The organism is Microcystis aeruginosa LEGE 91341 (assembly GCF_015206885.1).
GTDB lineage: Bacteria > Cyanobacteriota > Cyanobacteriia > Cyanobacteriales > Microcystaceae > Microcystis > Microcystis aeruginosa_H.
In genome coordinates this window covers 1-21,306 of sequence record NZ_JADEXY010000072.1, presented here as the reverse complement: position 1 = coordinate 21,306, position 21,306 = coordinate 1, and the positions used below count along the sequence as shown (strand labels likewise).

Annotated in this window: 18 protein-coding genes and 2 pseudogenes; 10 read left to right on the top strand and 10 right to left on the bottom strand. The window is 40.8% G+C overall.

Translation table 11 applies throughout. The features are described from left to right. Nucleotides 1-109, top strand: a pseudogene (locus IQ234_RS12425) (IS5/IS1182 family transposase); the annotation flags it as partial. 19 nt (nucleotides 110-128) lie between these two features. On the opposite strand, the pseudogene IQ234_RS12420 reads toward IQ234_RS12425, so the two are convergent. From IQ234_RS12420 to IQ234_RS12410, 3 genes and pseudogenes are all read right to left on the bottom strand, one after another. Further along, a pseudogene (locus tag IQ234_RS12420) lies at nucleotides 129-1,469 on the bottom strand (CHAT domain-containing protein); the annotation flags it as partial. A 181-nt stretch (nucleotides 1,470-1,650) separates the two neighbouring features. Further along, nucleotides 1,651-2,634, bottom strand: coding sequence for a DNA polymerase III subunit delta (gene holA, locus IQ234_RS12415; protein ID WP_193957320.1), 984 nt, complete (start codon nucleotides 2,632-2,634; stop codon nucleotides 1,651-1,653). Nucleotides 2,635-2,805: 171 nt separating this feature from the next. Next, nucleotides 2,806-2,964: a WD40 repeat domain-containing protein gene (locus IQ234_RS12410; protein WP_228008501.1), complete on the bottom strand. Its 159-nt coding sequence runs from the start codon at nucleotides 2,962-2,964 to the stop codon at nucleotides 2,806-2,808. 198 nt (nucleotides 2,965-3,162) lie between these two features. Between IQ234_RS12410 and IQ234_RS12405 the strand changes: the two genes are divergently transcribed. Further along, a complete protein-coding gene (locus IQ234_RS12405; protein WP_193957318.1) occupies nucleotides 3,163-4,077 on the top strand; it encodes a Ycf66 family protein in 915 nt (304 codons plus the stop codon). Nucleotides 4,078-4,253: 176 nt separating this feature from the next. Here the strand turns inward: IQ234_RS12405 and IQ234_RS21815 are convergent, their stop codons facing one another. Then, entirely contained in the window at nucleotides 4,254-4,457 is a 204-nt protein-coding gene (locus tag IQ234_RS21815; RefSeq protein ID WP_193957317.1) for a hypothetical protein, read from the bottom strand. A gap of 199 nt (nucleotides 4,458-4,656) precedes the next feature. On the opposite strand from IQ234_RS21815, the gene IQ234_RS12395 reads away from it, so the two are divergent. From IQ234_RS12395 to IQ234_RS12380, 4 genes are all read left to right on the top strand, one after another. Next, nucleotides 4,657-4,992, top strand: a complete 336-nt coding sequence (locus IQ234_RS12395) for a hypothetical protein (RefSeq protein ID WP_193957316.1) — start codon at nucleotides 4,657-4,659, stop codon at nucleotides 4,990-4,992. 80 nt (nucleotides 4,993-5,072) lie between these two features. Continuing rightward, complete coding sequence (locus IQ234_RS12390; RefSeq protein ID WP_193957315.1) at nucleotides 5,073-7,880, top strand: hypothetical protein; 2,808 nt, start codon at nucleotides 5,073-5,075, stop codon at nucleotides 7,878-7,880. After that, a complete protein-coding gene (locus tag IQ234_RS12385; protein ID WP_193957314.1) occupies nucleotides 7,867-9,933 on the top strand; it encodes an SH3 domain-containing protein in 2,067 nt (688 codons plus the stop codon). The genes IQ234_RS12390 and IQ234_RS12385 overlap by 14 nt, the downstream gene beginning before the upstream one ends. 45 nt (nucleotides 9,934-9,978) lie before the next feature. Continuing rightward, the gene (locus IQ234_RS12380; protein WP_193957313.1) at nucleotides 9,979-10,830 is read left to right on the top strand and encodes a M15 family metallopeptidase; all 852 of its coding nucleotides are present in this window, start codon (nucleotides 9,979-9,981) and stop codon (nucleotides 10,828-10,830) included. Nucleotides 10,831-11,139: 309 nt separating this feature from the next. Here the strand turns inward: IQ234_RS12380 and IQ234_RS12375 are convergent, their stop codons facing one another. Beyond that, nucleotides 11,140-14,466 carry an AAA-like domain-containing protein gene (locus IQ234_RS12375; protein ID WP_193957312.1) on the bottom strand — a complete coding sequence of 1,109 codons (3,327 nt, stop codon included), beginning with the start codon at nucleotides 14,464-14,466 and terminating at the stop codon, nucleotides 11,140-11,142. Between the two features lie 114 nt (nucleotides 14,467-14,580). On the opposite strand from IQ234_RS12375, the gene IQ234_RS12370 reads away from it, so the two are divergent. Together IQ234_RS12370 and IQ234_RS12365 are read left to right on the top strand one after the other, a co-directional pair. Further along, nucleotides 14,581-14,937 (top strand): hypothetical protein, encoded by a 357-nt coding sequence (locus tag IQ234_RS12370; protein WP_193957311.1) that lies wholly within the window; start codon nucleotides 14,581-14,583, stop codon nucleotides 14,935-14,937. A gap of 117 nt (nucleotides 14,938-15,054) precedes the next feature. Next, entirely contained in the window at nucleotides 15,055-15,291 is a 237-nt protein-coding gene (locus IQ234_RS12365; protein ID WP_193957310.1) for a hypothetical protein, read from the top strand. A gap of 65 nt (nucleotides 15,292-15,356) precedes the next feature. Here the strand turns inward: IQ234_RS12365 and IQ234_RS12360 are convergent, their stop codons facing one another. Continuing rightward, nucleotides 15,357-16,280: a lysylphosphatidylglycerol synthase domain-containing protein gene (locus tag IQ234_RS12360; protein WP_193957309.1), complete on the bottom strand. Its 924-nt coding sequence runs from the start codon at nucleotides 16,278-16,280 to the stop codon at nucleotides 15,357-15,359. A gap of 39 nt (nucleotides 16,281-16,319) precedes the next feature. On the opposite strand from IQ234_RS12360, the gene IQ234_RS12355 reads away from it, so the two are divergent. Then, the gene (locus IQ234_RS12355) at nucleotides 16,320-16,793 is read left to right on the top strand and encodes a hypothetical protein (protein ID WP_193957308.1); all 474 of its coding nucleotides are present in this window, start codon (nucleotides 16,320-16,322) and stop codon (nucleotides 16,791-16,793) included. Between the two features lie 66 nt (nucleotides 16,794-16,859). On the opposite strand, the gene IQ234_RS12350 is transcribed toward IQ234_RS12355, so the two are convergent. Then, nucleotides 16,860-17,732, bottom strand: coding sequence for a hypothetical protein (locus tag IQ234_RS12350; RefSeq protein ID WP_110577951.1), 873 nt, complete (start codon nucleotides 17,730-17,732; stop codon nucleotides 16,860-16,862). A gap of 271 nt (nucleotides 17,733-18,003) precedes the next feature. Here IQ234_RS12350 and IQ234_RS12345 point away from each other — a divergent pair, with 271 nt between their 5' ends. Next, a complete protein-coding gene (locus tag IQ234_RS12345) occupies nucleotides 18,004-18,822 on the top strand; it encodes a tetratricopeptide repeat protein (RefSeq protein WP_193957307.1) in 819 nt (272 codons plus the stop codon). A gap of 597 nt (nucleotides 18,823-19,419) precedes the next feature. Here the strand turns inward: IQ234_RS12345 and IQ234_RS12340 are convergent. From IQ234_RS12340 to IQ234_RS12330, 3 genes are all read right to left on the bottom strand, one after another. Continuing rightward, complete coding sequence (locus IQ234_RS12340; protein ID WP_002739402.1) at nucleotides 19,420-19,839, bottom strand: YraN family protein; 420 nt, start codon at nucleotides 19,837-19,839, stop codon at nucleotides 19,420-19,422. 163 nt (nucleotides 19,840-20,002) lie between these two features. Then, nucleotides 20,003-20,380 (bottom strand): DUF3110 domain-containing protein, encoded by a 378-nt coding sequence (locus tag IQ234_RS12335; RefSeq protein WP_002795498.1) that lies wholly within the window; start codon nucleotides 20,378-20,380, stop codon nucleotides 20,003-20,005. A gap of 79 nt (nucleotides 20,381-20,459) precedes the next feature. Then, the gene (locus IQ234_RS12330) at nucleotides 20,460-20,921 is read right to left on the bottom strand and encodes a DUF2996 domain-containing protein (protein WP_193957306.1); all 462 of its coding nucleotides are present in this window, start codon (nucleotides 20,919-20,921) and stop codon (nucleotides 20,460-20,462) included. Nucleotides 20,922-21,306: the final 385 nt, after the last annotated feature.

Here is a 21,306-nt window from a genome sequence, read left to right as displayed (position 1 = left end):
ATCATCAAGATATAGGAATCGGAGACGGCGTTTTGGTCTGAGATTTAATTTAATCGCTGGCATTTACAACTATGAACTTGCTTTAGGCTATCATCAAGTAGCTGAATAAGACTTTTGCAGGAGGTCTAGTATAAGAAAGCGGCGGGCATGGTTCCGGAGATATTGGGCATAAACGTCGGTGATTGAGTCTCATCAAAGGTTTGCAGCAATTGCCCGTCGAATTCCGGGTGCATATAGAGGATCGGCAAAGTCCAAGCCGGCTGATTGTACTTGTAGAGGGTTAATAACTGCTGCCTGGCGATGCGAACGGCCTGATCGATAGGGACTCTCGGACCGGGAAACAACTTGGACATCTGCGCTTCTTTGTCTTTGAACCCGAGGAGGCTGCGGGTAAAAACCTCGATAAAACTCAAGGCCTCTCGATCTGCGATCGCATCTCGCATGGCCAAAACTGCGGGAACGCCGTGGTGAATCAAGACTTCCGCCAGACTGCTGCGGGGAATCATCTCCTGACCTGATTTAGCGGGATAAGCCCCCCAACAGGCATTAAAAACCGTTAAAATAACCTGATTTCTCACCAAAGCTTGGGCTAACTCCGTCCCATTTAGCTGTTCTCCAGGTCGCAGAAATAAGGAACCGCCATTGGGGGCGGTCATTCCGTGACCGGCGTAGAAAAAAGCTTTATATTTACCCGTATCCAAGGCCTCGGTCAGTTCTTTCGCCCCCGGTCGAATTAAGGTATCGACTTTGACTTTCACTCCCCAATTCTGGGGGGAACCACTGGGGGAGATGGCCCGGATAAGATTGGCGGCCTCGGATTCTAGTGCCTGGTCGGGATTAGTTTCTCCACCAGTATTAATGGCAGTGAGGTTGAGGGAACTAGCGGCGGTTTTAATCTGTTTTTCGCCGATAACTAAGAGAATATTGAGACTATTACTCGGTTTTATCGGTGGCAGTGGGTCTACATCGCTGGTGGTACGGCTAAAGAGTATATTCGGATGCAGAGATATGGCCTGTTTACCCGCTTGCTGCATAATTTCCCAAGGCAGCAGAATTAAATAGGGGTTGCGACATTCCAAGCGAATTCGCAGGGGCTGATTTTTGCCGAGGGCGATTCCCTGACTTTGGGCAAAACTTTGACTAATTGATGCTTGAAATAACCATTGCCAGAGACTAATACCTAGTTTTTGCATCAATTGACCGCCATAACTGCCGCCTTCTCCCGCAAGAGTCAGTTTAGGTCGAGAATTTCCCTCTAATTGCTCTAACATCGGCAAGGTCGGCATTTTTTCCAGACAGAACATTTCCTGCCATGCCATCCATTCCGTGGTTAGACTCTCGGTCCATTCACAGTCATGATGCACATACCCCCCCGGTAGGGGTGCTTTCGTCACCCAACGGGCGAAATTATTACTCGTGGCTAAACTAGAGATCGCTAAGTTTAGACTAGGGATGGCATCATCGGTCATTGTGGTTCTTGAGAAGTCTCTAGAATCTTATTCTAGAGGATTTCTGAACAGCAAGGAAGGGTATTAAGTAGCTGGTTATAATTAAATCAAAAATAGATTTTAGGTTCGATCCCCCCTGCCCCCCTTGATAAGGGGGGTGCCGATAGGCGGGGGGATCTGAAAGTTTTTAATACCTACCTACTTAAGTCACCAATAAACAACAAAGTTCAATAATTTTTGTTTGCAAAGTTGCCAAAGGTTCTGCACCCCGTTTGAGACGATATTCTAATTCGAGAAGTATGGGCAAGGTGGCGAGAAGTTGCTTAGAAGAAAAGGATTGTATCTCTTTGCGAATGAAATATAGTCGCTTGGGATTGGCAATTTCGGCGGCGGCGGCGATATTTTTCTCGTCTTTTTCTCCTTCTTCAATTTTTAATTTTACTATTGCCCAAGTGCGAAATTGGCCCACTAGGGTGGCAGTGATACCTAGGGGGTTCTCGTTGCGATTTAATAATTCATTAACCAATTCTAGGGCTTTGCCTGTCTCCCGTTTTAAAATAGCACTGGCTAACTGTAGGCTGCTTTGATTGCTGGCATTGACTAAGCTTAAAATGTCCTTTTTGTCAATAGTTCCCGCCGAATTATTTTTAAATAAACGCAGTTTTTCTAACTCCATCCACAGCAAGCGGCTGTTATTTCCCACCGCTTCCGCTAAGAGTTCGATCGCATCGGGGGTTAATTTTACCCCCACTTCTTTGGCAATTTCCCTAACTCTTTGGGCAATTTCCTCGACTTTCCAAGGCGGAATTAGTTCAAATTCTTTAACCTCCGCCTGATTTTGGATAAACTTGCTCGATTTTAAGCGGGAGTCGGGTTTTTTGGCACTGGTTAATAACAGATAGGAATTTTCGGGTAAATTGGCCAAAGTGCGCTGTAATTCCTTGAAAATATCCTCGGAACATTGTTGACAAATAACCGTATCGGCTAACCAAACTAAACGATTTCCCATGCCGAAAACTGGAGTCATTGCTTGATTGAGGGCCTCGATAATTGCCTCATTGCGATCACCATTAATTTTATCATAATTAAACTGTATCCAATTGGGATCGAGAAGTTTTGCTTGCAGATTTTTAGCCGCTTGGTTAATAGCAAATTCATCTTCTCCCCAATAAAATATTGTCGGCATAAGTTTCTAATTATAGCAGTTAAGTAGGTAGGTGTTAAAAGTTGTCAGACACCCCTCTTATCAAGGGGGGACTAAGGGGGAATCGGCACCCCCCTTATTAAGGGGTGCAGGGGGGATCAGAAGCGAAATTTATCTTCAATTTAATTATAACTACTTACTTATCTTGAGGTGTTACTCTTGCCCATTTTGCCAGATTTTTACGGTTTTGTCAGCACTACCAGTAATTAAATATTTACCATCGGCACTAATTACTAAAGATAACAGTTTATCTGTGGTTTGATCAAGGGTTGCTAATTCCTCTTTGCTTGTTAAAGACCAAAACTTAATCATTTGATCCGAAAGCTTGTTTAATCTGATCAGCACAAGCAGCAGAGGATAAACCCAGAATTTCCTAATATTAACTATGGCTATTCATAAACACAGGCAAAGATGATCTGACTCGATAATTTCCCAAATTAATCAAAAAATAGACTCGATCGACCCCAAATAACGCACAATAAAAAAGGAAATGTCAAAGGAGAATCGCAAATGTTGCCCTATATCCTAGCGGTCGTGGTGGGATTAAGTAGTCTCTACCTCCTCACCACCGCTTTTATCGCCCCCGATCGCCACCGTCAAGATGATTTTCTCTGGAGTGCGGTAGGATTATTCTATGCCCTTGTCCTCTGGTTGTGCGCGGGAAGGATTACAGGCGCTATCCTCCTCGGACAAGCTGCCGCGACCATATTATTTATTGCTTTCGCTTGGCAAACTCTCAAACTCAGACAAGCACTTTTTTATCCCGACAAACCGGTTAAATTATTTACTATTGTCGGTTGGTTAGGCAATCGTCTGGGGAAAGTTACTCCCTCTCAATCCCCTAAAACTAAAGCTAAACCTGAGAAAGTAGCAGCAAAAGTTAAAGAAACGGTTAAAGAAACAGTTGCCCCCGTTGTCGAAAAAGCCGCAGCTATCGGGGAAACTATTACAGAATCAGTGACAGAAATTGGCGAAAAAGCTCAAGAAACGATTGCCCCCGTTGTCGAAAAAGCCGCAGCTATCGGGGAAACTATTACAGAATCAGTGACAGAAATTGGGGAAAAAGCTGCGGAAATTATTGATGATGATGAAACTTTCGATGATTTCGATGATTTCGATGATTTTGATTTGGCAACAGAAGAGATCAACCCTTCCGAAAATCCCCCAGAAATTCCCCCGACTGAACCTGTCGCAAATGTTGAAGTCGAAACTATTGCTGTTAGCGAAACGGTGATTATTGAAGTTACCGAGGAAGACTTGTCTCCAGAAGAAACTATCGGAGAAGATACTCCCCTAGAAACTCGCTCAAAAAGTGAAGAAAATTCCCCCCCAGAGGAAAATTTGCCCCCAGAAAAAACTATCGGAGAAGATACTCCCCCAGAAACTCGCTCACAAAGCGCAGAAAATCCTCCCCCATCGGATTAAAAATTAAGATTATTGAGCGGGTGGGTTAGGTAATAATTACCCAAGAAATGGTTCTTCGTTACTTGGTATGGTTTGATAGGGGGGCATAAATCGACTAAATTCTTATCTGGCAAGAGACTTAATTGATTAGTTCGTTCTAGATCGAAAACAATTGACAAAAATTGCCAAATGTCTTTCTATATAAGGGTTCCATCCCTTATAACCCCAGTCCATTGCACAAGACAAACCGAAGAACCGAGTATCTTTGGTTCTGGCAATATTTCTATTTTATCAGGATTACAAATCGTATCAATAATAAATTCTGGAGAAATATTTAGCCCGTGATTAGCAAGGATGTCGATTTTAAATTTCGCATGATCGCTAAATCGAATCTCTTTCATAATCCATAATTCATAATTCAGGTATCGAGTTCCTGAAAGGCTGATGCTTACGTGATCAAAATCCCTAAATTATCCTTGACAAAAGACCTGAGATTGTTATATCCTACAGGTTGAAACTATTTTTTTTCTTATTTTGCAAAAGGAGGGGGGAAAGGCACTAGGCAAAGGAGTCTCTCAAGCAGTTTCCCAGTTGATAACTGTGATTCGAGAGAAGTTTCAAGCAGCCGGAAGGGAAGGGACACTAGCAGATTTTGAAGAAGAGCCAACAGAAGAAAACCAATCAGAGTTTGAAACAGTCCTGAAGAAGCTAATGAGTAAAGATGACGCTTTTGCCAAGAATCTTGTGGAGTTAGTAAAACAGAGCGAATTATCAGGTTTAGTTCGCCAGGAAATGCTGACTGACGTTGAAACAGAAAGCTTAGAAGTAGGAAATATGAACCAAAGAACTAAACAGGGAGATTCGATTGAACAAACAATGGCGAAAAATTTAAAAGCCAAAAGCATCAAGATAGGAGATATGACACAACAAATTTAATGGTATCTAAATTCAACCATGATCGATCAATAATTAAAGAGAAGATCAGAAATTTTTAAGGAAAAATGGAGTTAGCTTATATGAATAAAAATTATAACATTTGGGAACTACATTGTACTCCAAAATCAGTCATTCCTTATTCAAAAATCAGTGGAGCTAGAACTGATCCCAAGAGAGAAGCTCAAGAAATAAGGCAAATGGCAGTAGAAAATCTTCAAGCAGAAAAAATAGAAATTGGAGATATTAAGCAAGCAGTAAATACTTACAATTATCTGGGGAATGAAGATAGTAGCTTTACTCACTTATCCCCAGAAAGTCTATTGCAATCATTAGTTGATTTTCCCGAATTATCATTAGATATCAAGAGGATTATCGGACTGTTATATCAAAATCATGTTTTAGTTTTAGGGGGTGAATTCGACGACAAATTCTATTTTGCAAGGTATTTAGCCAAAGAAATTTATCATCAAATCAATTTAGATGATGTTAAAGTCTTTTTAATCTATACAATAAGTCCCCAAAATATCAGTAGTGATTTGAGCAAACTGCGAGAATCTGCTCAAACAAACTTTGTTATAGCGACCACTGACTATCCGAAATCAAGGTGGGCTGGGATAGGATTAGATAATTATTGGTGGCAACCAGAAAGAGAAGAGATATATACTCCAGAAAGTTTGGTTAATAGTCTATATAATAAATTGCATTTTAACACCAAGCTACTCTTAAGTTTAGTTATCAATGAATCACCTTTAAGTGAACTAACAAATAAAGATGTTATCGGAATAAAAGAATATTTGCACGCCCAACTTGGCAACAAAAAAATTGTCACGTTTGCCGGAATAAATAACTGTGCAAGGATTTTAAATCAGCTTGACATTAACGAACAAATAAACCAAGAAAAACTAACAGAAATTTTTGCTTTAGCTAATAATCAACGGGAAAGTCTCAAGAAATGGTATAATACTTACTTGAGTTCGCGTGAACAGTTGTTAGCGATCAGTTTAAGTCTTTTTGATGGTCTGTTTGAAGATCAATTTTTTGCTGCTTTAGAGAAGATTGTAGAAGACGTTTGGCAAAAAAGAGACGCTTCCTTACAAGCTCTTGATTATAGTGATTTAATCAACCTAAGCAACCATTTTGAATTTACTGATTTTATTGTTGAAACTGACCAGCTTGATGGATTTAAATTTGTCCAGACACAAGATATAGAAAATCAGTTGGTACTTCGCCAAATAGCACTAAATCGCTCTAATGAACGTCGACTACTGTTTGAGGTTGCGTGGGATAGCCATCGCCGCCAAATTCTCACCACTTTGCCAACCCTAGTTAATTTCATCAAAGAGTCAGTTCAATCAAATCTTTCTAACTGGGAATTATCTGGAGGCTCTGTCCGACGTAACCAGTTACACAATGCAATTATTGAGACCATTAGTGATCTTGGCTTGGTTTCAAAGAATACAACAGGTAAAGTTCAAAATGCTTTACTTGAACTGGCCGCTCAGAGAGAAATTGCTATTCAGGATGTGGCAGCTAGAGCAATTAAACGATGGTATCAATATGGAGGTGAGCAAGAGTTATTTAAAACTCTTCAACAGTTCTATTTTCTGACTATCAGTAAGCAAAAAGAATTGATCGACAATACTAAAAATAGTAATGCACAACCAATCAAAAAGCAACAAAAATTTATCTTAGTTCTTCTTGATTTTATCGTTAATATTTTCCTGGAATTATTTAAATCACTTTCTGGGGATTCAGCTACGAAAAAACCTGAATTAATTAGCAAATACAGTGATTATCTTGGCAATACTAATTTCATCCAATCAATTCAAAACCTAGAGGAACTGATTTTCAAAAATTGTTTATCAACATCAGAAATTATTCTGAGATTGAGTTCAATATATCGCTGCAATTATTTAGAGGAAAACAAGCAAAATTTTGAGAAAATTCGAGAAGACTGTATCGGGTCCACTATTGCCCTTGCCGTGGGTTATACTGCTAGGGACGATCATCAAAATTCAAGTTGTCTGAGGGCTGAATTTTTAGACTGGTTGAAAGAGCTTTCAGAAAGTAGATTTCCTCTCGTTCATGTCTATTTGGGTTATCATACTTTGTTTTACCTAGTTCCCCTATACCTAGAGCAACTCAAAGACTGGCTCAAAGAGGTAACACAGAAACATATAGATGTTTTAAATCACGCGATTGCTCTGAGTTTAGCAAATGCTTATAATCTTCCAGGTAATCGAGCAACGATTTGCCAACTGCTCAACGAATGGGAACAAGAATCCAGCCCATCAAGCGAATGGGAAAAGACATTGAGAAAACAAGAGGCATTACAAAAAACAGTTGTCTTAACCTATGGACTTATTGAATATCCGAATAACGATGAACTTACAGTTAACCAAGCTTTGAATCGCTTGGGAAAAATCTTAAATAATCAACCATCATTGCTAGTTCGTGCGGCTGTTATTTCTGCTATTTGTAATCTAGCTTTTCGATATTTCAATATCATTGAATTTGAACTCCAAAATTTAGTAGCTAACTTTAGAGCTAATGAAGCAGAAAAGTTTATTAAAATTTTGACTGACATCTATCTCAAACAACGTGCTAATCTTTCAGGAGGAAATGACGAAATTAAAGTTAACGAACGTTCCTATCAAATTTGGACAGATTCAGAGCGCCCCCTCACAGAGATAGAAAAGGCAATGTATCGCTGGATTCGGAGAATGGAGCCAGAAGTACCTCAAAATCAAGTAAGAGAGCCAGAACATAAAACCGCAGCCCAGAAGGTTGCTTTAGCTGCTTTCACTTCTTTTGCTGTCAATTTAGATCAAGAAGAAGAGCGACTTATTCAAAAATTGAAGGGAGAAACGAACCATGCAGAATCTTGATACTAACCAATCTTCTCGTAGCAGAAATGAATCACGACAAAGGCCTTTATACAAAGCCTTTAACTTATTACCAGAAGCGCGGAAACAGAGAACAGTACACCAAGACGCACTTAAGTTTGTCCTCCGCAAGTGGAAGAAAAATCAAGAACGGGAAATCCTCATCATTTCCAAGAGACTCCAATTTTGGTTATTCTTGTCAGATTGGTGGTGGCTAATGTCCGCAATTTTTATCATTTCAGGATTTGCTGCTATTAACTATGCTAATCCTTGGCGCAAACAAAGCGAGAAAATAACAGACTGCGTCAAAGAAAATCAGTGTATTGTCCTTCTTGAATCGGCCAGTGTTGATGATTTCTTTTCTCCTGACTTCGACACAGGCGAACTGACAGTAAAATTCACAGCAAACGGAACTTCAGACGATTATTTAGGAATTCGTAATCAAGGAGATGGTGAGGACGAAATTAGGACAAAAGACAATAATGTAAGCTATGGAGGTAAAATTATTGGCAGTTTTGAGGGAGGCAAAGAGACAGAACCTTTATTTGTCAAATTTAATACTAGCGCCACACGAGAAGCGGCACAGGCTTTAGTCCGCAACATTGTCTATCAAAGTATATCTAGAAATCCCCAAATAGGCTCTCGTCAAGTTGAGTTCAAAATTACTGATGGGGATGGAGGAATTAGCAAACCCTTTACGATTAAAATTCAGGATAAAGACTCAATTCTGAATGTTCCTAGCTCTCAAACAGTTAAAGAGAATGCTAACTTATCTATTAGCGGAATCAGCCTTTTATCTGCTGATAATTTAACCTTGACCATCACCCTAAAAGCTACCAATGGAACCCTCAATATCAAGCCTAATGTCGCTAAAGGATTGACAGCCAAAGACATCAGTAACAACCAAAGTACACAAGTCACTCTCACTGGCACTGTTAAACAAATTAACAGCACATTAGCCGACTCTGGAGGACTCATCTATCGAAGGAATAAAAATTTCAGTGGCGAGGATATGCTCACTGCTACAGTTAGCGATGGAGAGAAAATAGTGCTGTGGCCTCCTAGCAACTCGGAAGATGTTAATTCTAATCTTGATAGCAAATCGATTAGCATCACCGTTGTTCCTACCAATCCTCCTCCTATTATTACCGTACCAAGTAAGCAATTCACTAACCAAAATACTGACTTACCAATTAGTGGAATGACTCTCAGCGATCCCAATAATCCAAACCTGACAGTCACTCTTGAAGTCACCAATGGTATTCTTACTGTTAAAACAGACATACCTAATGGACTAACCGCCAACGACATCGAGAATAATAAAACCAAAAAAATTACTCTCAAAGGCGATACGACTAAAATTAATAAAACTTTAGCCAATGCCGCCGGAATCATTTACCGAGGTCGGCAAAACTACGCTGGTTCAGACAATCTAATCATCACAGCCAGTGATGGCAGTAAAACTGATAGGGAAACTATTGGTATTACTGTTAATGATAATCCTGTCATTAGTATTGCTAAAGTTCCTGAAGATGTTTCCTCTGTCCCATCTGGTAGCAGTAATGCCACAATTGTAGGAGAACCAGGGCAGAAAAATATTCGCAGGGGTCCTGGTTTAGAATACCCAACAAGACATATTGCCTATCCCGGCGATCGCGTTCAAGTTATCAAATCTGTTAGAAATAGCGATAACTTCATTTGGTATCATATATATTTTCCCCAATCAGGAGCAGACGGATGGATTGCAGGTAATTTACTTGCTGTTGATGGTCAAACTACTTATCCAAGTCAACCGCAAATCCAACCTCCATCTCAACCTCCACCAAAAGCTTCGTCCAGCGGAACTAATGCTACAATTAGTGGTACTCCAGGAACTAAAAATATACGTTCTGGCGCTGGAACTGTTTATGGGGTGGTAGGAACTGTCCGTACAGGCGATCGCGTACAAATTTTGGGCAGTAGTTATGATAGAGGAGGTTATCAGTGGTACAAAGTCTATCATCCTCAGTCCGGTAAGACAGGCTGGATTGCTGCTCAATTAATTAGCTCTGACTAGCTCTAGTGTGACAATAAGTAACTGCACACAATTACTATAACTAATATGAAATCTTTTATTTCAGCTTTTCGATATTTTATTATTCCTATAATTGTTGTAATGGGTGTATCGATTTATTTAGGGTTTAAACAGCCGACTGAACCGCCAACCACTGCGATAGTTTCTACCTCGCCTTCAGTTTCTTCTACTTCTCTAATTTCTCCTGCTCCTATCCCTAAAAATACTCTAACGCCTCCCTTACAGCGACCTTATCCTTTGGCAAATACATCCAAAGCTCTGCCAGTTCCTTCGCCCAAACAGATGGTTACTGGTGCTGATGATATCTATTCACTATCTTCGCCACCTCCCAAGAATCACACTGTACTTTCACCCCCTAACCAAACTGAAATTCCTTTTCATATAAAATACGAAGAAAATGCTAATGATTTAGTGGAAATTGGTATTTTTTACGAACGTAAAGCATATCTGAATCGAGAAGCGGCAGAGATGTTTAAACAGATGCAATTAGCCGCTCAACAAGAGGGAATTGAGATCATTCCTGTTTCTGGCTTTCGCTCAGTTGCCGATCAAAAAAAGCTGTTTGAGCGACAAATTCAACGCCAAGGAAGCAAGAAAGCAGCCTCTAAACTGAGTGCGCCTCCAGGTTTCAGCGAACATCATACAGGCTATGCTCTCGATGTTGGTGACGGTAAAAGTCCTAATACTGTCCTCAAATTGACATTCGACTCTACTGAAGCCTATCGCTGGCTAGAAGTTCACGCTGCTCAATATGGCTTTGAATTATCATTTCCGAAAAACAATTTTCAAGGTGTTAGTTATGAACCTTGGCACTGGCGTTTTGTCGGTTCAGCAACAGCTCAAGAAATTTTTAGAGTAGCAAAGACACAAAGACAATGATTATACCCGGACTTCCCCGTTGACAAAAGGTCATTAGATAAAATTCTAGCGTTAAAACCAAAAATGTTAGGTTCTTCGTTACTTGGTATGATTCTATAGGGAGGCATAAATCGACTAAATCCTGATCTGGCAAGAGATTTAATTGATTAGTTCGCTCCAGATCGCAAACAATTGACAAAAATCACAGTAATGTCTGTTTCTATAAGGTTTTCATCCCTTATAACCCTGTCCGTTGCATAAGACAAACCGAAGAACCCAAGAAATTAACTAATTAATTTAACCTTCACCCCCCACCCAATCCAACCAAGTTTAAAAGGTGAATGGTTTTATTTTCCCAGTACAGAGGGATAGAGCTTCTCGTTTTTCGGGACGATTTTCGAGATAATCTTCTAACCAAAGACAACCTCGATCGAGCAATTTTTGTAAATAATTATATTCCGTTTCTAAGGGCCATCGATGCTTTTGACCATCCCTAGCAATAATCACAATCTCTTGACTATCAGGACTAAAAGCGATCCCATAGACGATATCTTCTTCTATTTTAAACTCGGAGCGCAAATTTCCGTCAATGTCCCAGCGTCTAGCTGTACCATCCCTTGAAATAGCGGCAATTTTTTCACCATCAGGACTAAAACTAACTCCATAAACGGGAAAAGAATCGGTTTTAATCTCCTTTAAAAGATTACCCTGCAAATCCCAAATTTTAATCTTTCCTCGAGTAGCAGTAGCAATTTTTTGATGATCGGGAGAAAACACCAAATCATAGATAATACTATCATCGGCTGTCCAAGAATTAATTAATTGAGGACGATGATTACTTAAATGCCAGTATTGAACTTTTCCCTCGCTTGTTCCCGTGATTATTGCTGTTCCCTCTCCATTAAAAGCAAGACTATAAATTGGTACTTGACTAGCGGTAAATTCTTGGAGCATTGTTCCTTTTCTGCTCCAGATTTGTACTTTTCCGTTTCTTCCTGTAATCGCCATCTGATTACCATCGGGATGAAAAGCTATACTATAGATTGAACGCATTTTTGTGGCAAATTCTCTAATTTTTTTACCTTGTGAATCCAGTAAAGTAATCTGACCATCTTTATTAGCAATAGCGATAATATTCCCCTGGGAATTAATGGTAACACTGGTATTATCGACCCTAGTTTGATTTAAATTGTTCAGCTGCCAAATTTTAGCCGTTTCATCACTCGATCCAGTTACCACCTGTTTTCCATCTTGACTAAATACAGCAGCAAAAACTGATTCTTGATGTCCTCTAAGAGTAGTTATTTCTTCCCCTTGCAGTCCCCAAATTTTAGCACTACCGTCACTAGATGCGGTAATTATAAACTGGCCATCAGGACTAAAATTAACACTGTTGACAAAATCTTGATGTCCCCGGAAAGTCGCTCTTAAATTTCCCTGTAAATCCCAGATTTTAGCAGTTTTATCGGCGGCTGCCCCAGCAATTTTTTGACCGTCAGGACTAAAATTAACACTATAAAAAGGCCCAATATTATCTTGACCTAAACTCAAGATAGTTTTACCTGATAAATCCCAGATTTTAATCGTACCATCCCGGGAAGCGGTGGCAATTTTTTGACCATCGGGACTAAAAATAGCTGCATCTATCGATCTTTTATGTCCCTTAAATACCTGTAAAGTTTCACCTGATAAATTCCACAATCTAGCGGTTTTATCTCTGGAAGTAGTCACAATTTTTTGACCATCGGGACTAAAACTAACACTATAAACTGATTCTTGATGGTCAGGATAGGTGACTAAGTTTTGTCCTTGCAAGTTCCAAATTTTGGCGGTTTTATCTTCGGAAGCGGTAACAATTTTTTGACCATCGGGACTAAAACTAACACTATAAACTGCTCCCTGATGACCTGTCAAAGTTTGAATATTCTCACCTTTTTGATTCCAAATTTTTACCGTCCCATCTTGGGAAGCAGTAGCTATTTTTTGACCATCGGGACTAATACTAACACTATAAATAGTTCCCCGGTGTCCTTGCAGTTGGTTTTTTTCTTGAATACGATCTAAAATTTGTTGCAGGGTAATAATTGGACTGGTAGCGGGATATTTACTCAAGGTTTGCCCATCAGTAACGATATTTTTTAAACTATTTACTGCTTGCATCGCCGCAATTAAAGATTCTAATTGTTCAAATTGAAATTGTTGCCAATCACTATCACCCTTGCGCTGTAATTGAATACCTAGTTGAGCGGTTTCCACTTGCTGCCACGCTTGTTTTACCTGAATAAAAGCTAAGAGAGAACCTAAAAGAGAAGCAATTAAAATTACTGAGCCAATTTGAATTCTTTTGGTGGCTTTTTGGTGAGCAATTGCTAGAATTTTATTAGCTTGTCTCTGGGTTTCTAGGCTAATTTCTGCCTCTATTTTGTCGAGATTTTGACTGGCAGTTAAAAACTGATAATCAAGATTACTTAAGCTTTTACCCTGAGACCAATCGAGGGCATTATTTAAAGCTTTTCCGCGTAAAAGCCGCGATTCATCGGTATAATTAGACTGTTGCCAAGCGGAGATCGCTTCTGAGTAGGGACGCAATTGCTCTAATTGTTTTTCCACCCAATTAAGATTAAATATTTCTCGATAAATAGGATTATAAACTACTAACTGATTATCCTTTTTTACCACCAACCCCGATAACCTTAATTCCCCTTGTTCTGGACTATCATCGCACAGGATTGATCCCTTTTCTAAAATTTGTTGATAGATACCTAACAAACGACCCGCTTTGTCTTGATTTCTTAACAAGCGATCGGCAATAGTTCGCAGATGAACTGGTTCATCATGAGATTCCCAATTATTAACAATTCTCTCTTTGATCAGCGTCTCAATATCTAAATCACTTTCCCGCAACAGCTGACAAATTTTCTGGGTTAAAAATGGCTGTCCTCCCGTCCAAAAAATAATTTTTTCTAAGCAGTCGGGTTGATAATTACTTTGACTGGATAATCCCTCAGCTAAAGGAGTAATTTCGGTCAAATTAAATCCCATTAATTCGATCGCCTGGCCGATATTAAAAGATGTTTGGGTCTTTTCGCGAATTAAATCTGCTGGGGTAGCCACACCGAATAAAGCAAAAGTAATTCTTTCATACTGGGAATTTTCCGCTCTTTGGTTATAACAATAACGAATCAGGGAAAAAAAGTCATCTAGAGAAAACTGTAAACTGAGAATTTTATCGATCTCGTCGATAAAAATATATATTTTCTCTCCCCGACAATAAACTAATAAAACTTCCTCAATAAATTGTCCCAAACGCTGCACGGGGGGTAAATCCTCTCGCTCACGCAACCAGGATTTAAGATTAATTTTTCCCGTCAGATTAAATCCTAAAAACAAACGGGTGATCACGCCGTTATACCATTGGGATAAATTATCATTACTGCCAAGACTGGTTATATCTACGGACGCGCAATCCATGCCTAATTGCTGTAAGATATGAGTCACTCGTACCCTTAAACTGGATTTACCCATCTGACGACAGTTAAAAACGTAGCAAAATTGACCATTTTTCAACGCCGTTAACAGTTCTCGATCGGCATTTCTCTCGATATAGGTAGGATGGTTATAGGCAAGACTACCTCCGACACGATATTGATAATTCATTATTCTTAAACAAAATTATTTCAATGTCACCAACGGAAATAAAATAGACAATTGTGATTTAGATATCTATAATGCAAGGATAATCGCTATTGACAACCTATCCCCAAGGCAATTATGAAGAAAACCTTTTTCACCTCCATCGCCGTTAGTGCCACCCTCGTCAGTGGCATTGTTTTAGGTACTCTTGATGCCGGCAGCGCCTCCGCTTGTGCATTCGCTAAAGGTAAAAGCATTTTTGGCAGCAATAACACCCTCCATGTCAATCCTAACAAACTTATTTTAGGGGTTGCCGCCGCCACAGGAGCAATCACCGTAGCGGGTGTTTTAAGCTACCGTCGTTTTCACTCTGCGCAGCCTCCCGAAGATACCACCGCTAACCTGCCGTCGGTATTTCCTATCCCCATTCCCCCCGCAGCTTTAAATCAGGCAGTGGTGACGGAAGAAGCGGCAGAAACCAGCAAAATCTCCTAAAAATCCGCTAGATTTCCTCAAAAAAGGTGTTGGCATCCCCGCAGATTTCCCGCTAGGCAACACCTTTTTCTGCCTAATTGTGTCCCAGTTATCAGAATTTTCAGCGATTTTTAAGTTATGTTAAAAGGTGCAACCCTACCACGAGAGGTAAAGATGGGCAACTCTACCACATTTTCCGACACCCCACGTCACAAAGACCATCATACTTGGGAGCATTTAAAACAAGCCATCGCCGCTAGTTCCGGTTTTCGGCGTTGGCAGCAAGAACAACTAGAATCAGGTAAAAATAGAGACGATGCTGATGCTCGCATTTGTTCCTATCTACGGGAAACTTTAGAAACTTTAGCCTACTAGATTGATGCTCCCCAGCTATGACGGCATGGGGACTTTTTCTGTCCGTTTAAGCTAATTTGCTGGCCTTATTTTCTGCGAACTTCGTAACCCAATAACCAGACAAAAGCGACAATTAAAGGCAGCAAATAATAAATAGCTCGATAGGCGATTAAAGAACCGAAAAGCTCGGCATTAGACACATATTCGGGGCGTAATCTCAGCATGATAAACTCAAAAACACCTATTCCCCCCGGCACGTTGCTTAATACCCCTGCTGTCATGGCAAATACATAGAGACCGAAAAATCCTAAAAAAGAAGTATTGTAGTTGTCCGGGAGAAGAAGATATAGAACTCTAGCGGCTAATATCCAATCGATAAAAGTCAACAAAATCAAAGCCAGGGAAAGATTCCAAGCAGGCAAATAGATATTTTCTTGGCCGATTTTTATGGGTTTTTTATAAGTGAGAGTCAAGAAAAAATAGCCAGCAACCAGGAATAAAAAAATTACTCCTAAAGGTTTGGTAGTTAAAAAAGGTAATTTTAAAAGTTGAGGAATCCGTTGGGGATCGAGGAGGAAACTTACACCACCAATGCCTAACATTCCTAACCAAAAGCTTAAATGGGTAAAAGTGATAACTTTGGCAATATCCACCACCCCCACCCCCGCAGGAGTATAGAAACGATAACGAATCGCTGTCCCAGAAAATAAGGTTAAACCAATGGTATTACCAAGAGCATAACTGATAAAAGCAGTACGGATAATAGTGCCTAAAGCTAAGGGATGATTGATATAATAAAAACCTAGGCGATCATAACCTGTCATCGACAAATAACCCAAAGCCATGCAAAAAATAGCTTCTAGCTTACGACTTGTGGTAATATGATTTAAACTAGCCAAGAGTTGGGCAAAAGTGTAGTGTTTAAATTCTTGACTAATTGCCCAGACCGCTAGAATAAACAAACTCAAGGACAGGATAATCGGAGCAAAACGCAGAATTTTTTTATACATCTTAACTTTTTACGAATTACTTTTAACTAATTAAAATTCATGAGAAAATCAAAGCTAGATTTAGCCAAACGTCTAAATCGATCCCGAAAAAGGAAATATGATAAATTCCTGACTTCCTCCTTATATTTAACAATTATTCTGGTTTTATGTTATCTAGTTTATCTCAATCTTCCTTGGTCTTTCCATCTTTTTATGCGTTGGGCAACTAAAGGGGGTGATTTAAACAAAATTCCTGACAAATTTTATGCAGAACTTAATCAATTATGTTTGAGGGCAGATAGTAGGGGGGAAGTAAGAACGAGAAACTATACAGAATATACAGAAATCGCCGAATCTCTTGGCACCTTTAGATGTACTTTAGTTAATGGTGGTCAAGAGTGGTTAATAGAAGATTATAAATCTTTTAGTTCTGCCGATGAAGCGATTTTAGGCACTCAGTTGGCGGTTTTTATCACCGAGATTTTGGGAACAGATTATAGTTATAGAATTCGCGCTCATATTCCCAGATACTAAGGATCAACTACTACGAAAAAAGCCCGTAAACCTAGGAATGGGTGCAGAACCCATCCCTAGAAAAAATTAGTTTTCCGATACGGTTTTTGGTCGGGAAGGCCGAGGGATAGGGGATTGTCCGGGGGTAAAAGGTCGCTTTTCTCCTTCCCCTTCCGGTCGATAATATCTATCGGCCGAGGGATGACGATTTTTATCAAAAGGCTTTTTAAAACCCCCCTTACCCATCGGTTTTTTCTTGCTGGCAAAACCGAGGTCTAAACCTTCCAAAATAGTTAAGGCATCCCCTTTCAGTTGTACCTGAAAATCCCAAAAACGACTGACCGGTTTACCTGGCAAAGTGCCGCGCAATTTTAGTTTAAAAAACTTGGGTTTCTCCGCTTCAGTTTTGGGCATTTGTCGGATTTTGACCACTACCGCTTGATTTTCCCGTTCAGTAAAGATGACTTCACCTCGAATCGAGAAATAACCCGGGGTAGAAGCGAGGAGTGGCTCTATCTCTGGATCATCCTCTTTTTTGAGGGTTTCTGGTTCCCAAACACCGACAATCTGAACATGAAGGGCATCATTTTCCTGACGGGTGCGGGGATAAACCACCCAAAGATGGGGTTTTTCCAGATCGAGATGATTTTTAACCAAACTGATCACCCGACCGAGAATTACAGAATCGATCAGAGTACCATCGGCAGTTAAAATATTGCCTTTAGTTAATTGTTCCTCCGATCGCTGATAATGGCCATAGACGAGACCGATCGCCCGATACTGCCGCAGATGACTGGGAGGGGGGATCGGTTGTTGACGTTTGACTTCTTCGGGGGTGGCTGACTCTACGGCTAAGTCAGCCTCGGTATGGGGGGACTCAAGGGGGACTTCCTGAAGTTCCACTTCAGGAGTCGGGGGGGTTTTCGGTGATTCGGTAAACCGATTCCCAGAACGATTCATATCACACTCCTAGCGGCGGAGACACATAGTAAATTAGTAATCAAGCAAGTCAAAAGCGCGATCTGGAGGATTACAATAACCCTCTAGGGCGAATCTACTGGCATCTAGTATATTAAGAACCATGATCTTTTGACTGTCAACCTTGTCAAAACCCTTTTGAGTCTTGACTGTCTGCCCATTGTACTCAATAAAGAGCGGCGAATTCGATCGATCCTCTCATCAAATCTCCAGATTTCCATAACATTTTCTTGTCTGTTCCCCACCCCAGTGTATGAAAGCCTCTCTCTCTAACCGTCGTTGGCTGTCCATCGGTCTCATCCTGATGTTATTTGCTTTGCTGTCCTTCTCGACCATGCCGCTATTGACTTCTATTCTCCAGAGTCAGCAATCCTCGGGTCAGAGTCATCTGTCCGCAGTGAAACAAGAGGAATTAGCCAGTCAAGCACTGGGTTATCAGATGGTTTTAGAGCGTGAACCCGATAATCAGACGGCTTTGCGGGGATTATTAGATACTCGCTTACAGCAGGGCGATTTAAAGCAAGCGATCGAACCTTTAGAAAAATTAGCGCAACTTAACCCCCAACAATCCGATTATCTACTACTTTTAGCGGAAGCAAAACAGCAAATAGAGGACTATGCAGGAGCCACAGCCAGTTATCGCAGCCTTTTAGCCTCCCAACCCCAAGATCTACGGGCCTTAACTGGATTAACTAATTTATTTCTCAGCCAAAACCGCTCTATCGAGGCGATTAGTTTGGTCAAAGACACGATTGATCGCGCTTTCAAAGCTGCTGCCGATCCCAATAATCCCGCTAGTTTAATCGATATCGTTTCCGTTCAGTTACTTTTAGGCAAAATCTATTTCGAGCAGCAAAATTATCCGGAAGCTTTAAACGCCTATAAACAAGCTCAACAGATGGATGTTAAAGATTTCCGACCGATTTTAGCGGCGGCGATCGTACTAAAAGAACAGGGCAAAAATCAAGAGGCTCAACCCCTCTTTCAAGAGGCTCTCAGTCGCGCTCCTTTTGCCTACAAAGAGGAGATTCAGTCCCTAATCAGGAGTCAGGAGATAGGAGATAGGAGATAGGAGTCAGGTGATCGGGTTTTGGGGTGATAGGGTGATGACACAGCTTCCCCATTTCCCCCACTTCCCCAATTCATAATTCATAATTCATAATTCATAATTCCCACCTCCCCATTTCCCCCACTTCCCCAATTCATAATTCATAATTCCCCAATTCATAATTCATAATTCCCATAGTTTTGTAACGGCAATTTTTACTAAAAATCAATAAATGTAAACTTTAATCACAAGCTCGATCGAGTCCCGACAAAGGTGTTATATTAAAAACATAAAGGCACAAGGGAAGCGACTCAACTTCCTTTCAGGCAAAAAGACCTAGAGCCTGTGCCACCTGCTCTAGCTCAACGCAACAGCTAAATCGGACGCAGATTCTCAAAGTTTGTAAAGTAAAGTATGGTTTCGCCTCTGTTGCTCGATATAGGACAGATGGGGTGAGCCGTAATCAGCACCTGAGTCGGTAAACTGAGAAATCTTGATAGTTGACAGATAGACTGTTGTGGGTTCCGTAAACCTCTATTATGTTGAGTCCGTTAATTTTTTAGGAGTCCATATCGTTTGTACAAGATGAAGCCCGCCTCCCTAGGCGGGCCTATTGTGTTTTTAGAAAACGGCCACGAGATATTCCTGTAATTGCAATTGATAACCTGCCTGTCGCTGACAGGGATAATCAAGGGAAAACTCAGGTAAAGCTAATAGAGAACTTTTTTGACAACTAACCAACGCCACATCGAAACGACAGGTTAAATCGGACCATTGGGGATAAAAGGAGAGAAATATCTGAGCAGCTTCGTAAATTCTCCCCTGTTTACGGTCATCGATTGCTAATTTGCCCCCTAAATCCCAATTGCCAGCGCTGCGGGTTTTCACCTCGACAAAAGCGAGAATCGCCTGAGATTTAGACAAGACGATTAAATCGATTTCACCGCCGCCACTACGCCAACGACGCTGGAGGATATGCCATTGCTGTAATTGCAACCAATCCGCCACCAAATTTTCGCCTAATTCCCCCACGGTTGTCATCTTCAGTTATCAGTTATCAGTTATCAGTGAACAGGGAACAGTTATCAGTTATCAGTGAACAACTTTGATTTATTATCCTGTCTTCTGACTCTGAACTCCTGACTACTGCCTCCTGTCTCCTGTCTCCGAACCAAGCAGGACAATTTTCTTTACCAGAGGTCTGTTACAAAAGTCCTTCTAGACGACGACGGATGCTGTCTAACTCCGCATCGGGAATCTCGGAAAACTCCTCCTCGGCGGGGGGGACTTCCTCTTTTTGCCAATCCAACTCGGAGGCATTGCTTTCGGGGGGAATCACCAACATACCCGCTTCAATCATCTCCGCTTGATAGCCAGCGCCGCGACAAAATTCTGCCACTTCCTCCGAATCAATTTTCTCTACCGTGGGAGTCGGGAAATCCTGGGCCTCTAACAGCAGCGCATAACGGGTGGCATCATCTTCCGATTCAAACATCAACACCTTATTGATAGCTCCCATTTGAATGGTGTGGATACCTTCGTTTTCTGTGCCCGCGTTAAAAAGTAGTACAAATACACGCATAATTACTATTAGCGATCGATAAGCAGTGGTCGTCTATACTCATTTTACCCCCCTTCTCGATCGCTAATCCTCAGCAATTTTAGTTTCTCGTCAACCACTTTTGACCGTTAAGCCGTTGCAGGGTGTAAAACAACAGTAAATCAAGACTAACTTTCCTTTCATCGATCATAAATGATTCAAGTGTACTAGGTTGAGCACCGCCCTCAGCCTGAGAAAAAGCTTTTTTACCGTTGATGTTTTCTTCCAAAAAATAAATGCTAAATTGACGCATTCCCCCGAGCCAATTGCCGCTTAACTGCCAACAGGGAGAGCTAGAAAAGCCCTGCACGGGAATTTTATCCTGTTTAAAGGACAACTTCATATCAGTTATACCCAGCTTTTGCAAGGCTGCCGCCAGTGCGGGTTGAAAATGCTGCTCGATAAATTCAGCAAAGGGTTTTTCCTCGACGGTAGGCTCCTTGGGTTTTTTAACAGCCGCAGGTTGAGCCGGTTTTTCTGCTGCTGCTGCCGGAGTTGCCGGGGTGGTGGTTTCTTCTGCCATAGGAATTAATCTGGAATGGGTAGGTAGCTACAATTATATTTTCTCCCGGGTTATCAGTTATCAGTTTTTTTAGCTCTCAGCTTTTATTTACCCCATTGATTAGCCATTTTTCCAGTGAGAGCATTTTTCATAAAGATGAAGTATAACCAAACAGGGTAATGAAAACTTCTATATCAAGGTAGTAGGGTTGATTCATGAATCAACCCTAGGAATCAATCCTACTTATACTAAATCCGTTGAGTATAGGCTACTTATGAGGACAGGCAAAAGGCAATAGGCAATAGGCAATAGGAGCAATAGATAATCAGTTTTTAATAACCAGATTTAGTATTATTAAGGGTAGATCCCCCCGCCTATCGGCACCCCCCTTATCAAGGGTAGATCC

Bases quoted from the DNA above. Each gene is read 5' to 3' on its own strand.
- holA (WP_193957320.1), bottom strand. From the start codon at position 2,634: ATGCCGACAATATTTTATTGGGGAGAAGATGAATTTGCTATTAACCAA.
- IQ234_RS12410 (WP_228008501.1), bottom strand. From the start codon at position 2,964: ATGATTAAGTTTTGGTCTTTAACAAGCAAAGAGGAATTAGCAACCCTT.
- IQ234_RS12405 (WP_193957318.1), top strand. From the start codon at position 3,163: ATGTTGCCCTATATCCTAGCGGTCGTGGTGGGATTAAGTAGTCTCTAC.
- IQ234_RS21815 (WP_193957317.1), bottom strand. From the start codon at position 4,457: ATGAAAGAGATTCGATTTAGCGATCATGCGAAATTTAAAATCGACATC.
- IQ234_RS12390 (WP_193957315.1), top strand. From the start codon at position 5,073: ATGAATAAAAATTATAACATTTGGGAACTACATTGTACTCCAAAATCA.
- IQ234_RS12385 (WP_193957314.1), top strand. From the start codon at position 7,867: ATGCAGAATCTTGATACTAACCAATCTTCTCGTAGCAGAAATGAATCA.
- IQ234_RS12380 (WP_193957313.1), top strand. From the start codon at position 9,979: ATGAAATCTTTTATTTCAGCTTTTCGATATTTTATTATTCCTATAATT.
- IQ234_RS12375 (WP_193957312.1), bottom strand. From the start codon at position 14,466: ATGAATTATCAATATCGTGTCGGAGGTAGTCTTGCCTATAACCATCCT.
- IQ234_RS12370 (WP_193957311.1), top strand. From the start codon at position 14,581: ATGAAGAAAACCTTTTTCACCTCCATCGCCGTTAGTGCCACCCTCGTC.
- IQ234_RS12365 (WP_193957310.1), top strand. From the start codon at position 15,055: ATGTTAAAAGGTGCAACCCTACCACGAGAGGTAAAGATGGGCAACTCT.
- IQ234_RS12360 (WP_193957309.1), bottom strand. From the start codon at position 16,280: ATGTATAAAAAAATTCTGCGTTTTGCTCCGATTATCCTGTCCTTGAGT.
- IQ234_RS12355 (WP_193957308.1), top strand. From the start codon at position 16,320: ATGAGAAAATCAAAGCTAGATTTAGCCAAACGTCTAAATCGATCCCGA.
- IQ234_RS12350 (WP_110577951.1), bottom strand. From the start codon at position 17,732: ATGAATCGTTCTGGGAATCGGTTTACCGAATCACCGAAAACCCCCCCG.
- IQ234_RS12345 (WP_193957307.1), top strand. From the start codon at position 18,004: ATGAAAGCCTCTCTCTCTAACCGTCGTTGGCTGTCCATCGGTCTCATC.
- IQ234_RS12340 (WP_002739402.1), bottom strand. From the start codon at position 19,839: ATGACAACCGTGGGGGAATTAGGCGAAAATTTGGTGGCGGATTGGTTG.
- IQ234_RS12335 (WP_002795498.1), bottom strand. From the start codon at position 20,380: ATGCGTGTATTTGTACTACTTTTTAACGCGGGCACAGAAAACGAAGGT.
- IQ234_RS12330 (WP_193957306.1), bottom strand. From the start codon at position 20,921: ATGGCAGAAGAAACCACCACCCCGGCAACTCCGGCAGCAGCAGCAGAA.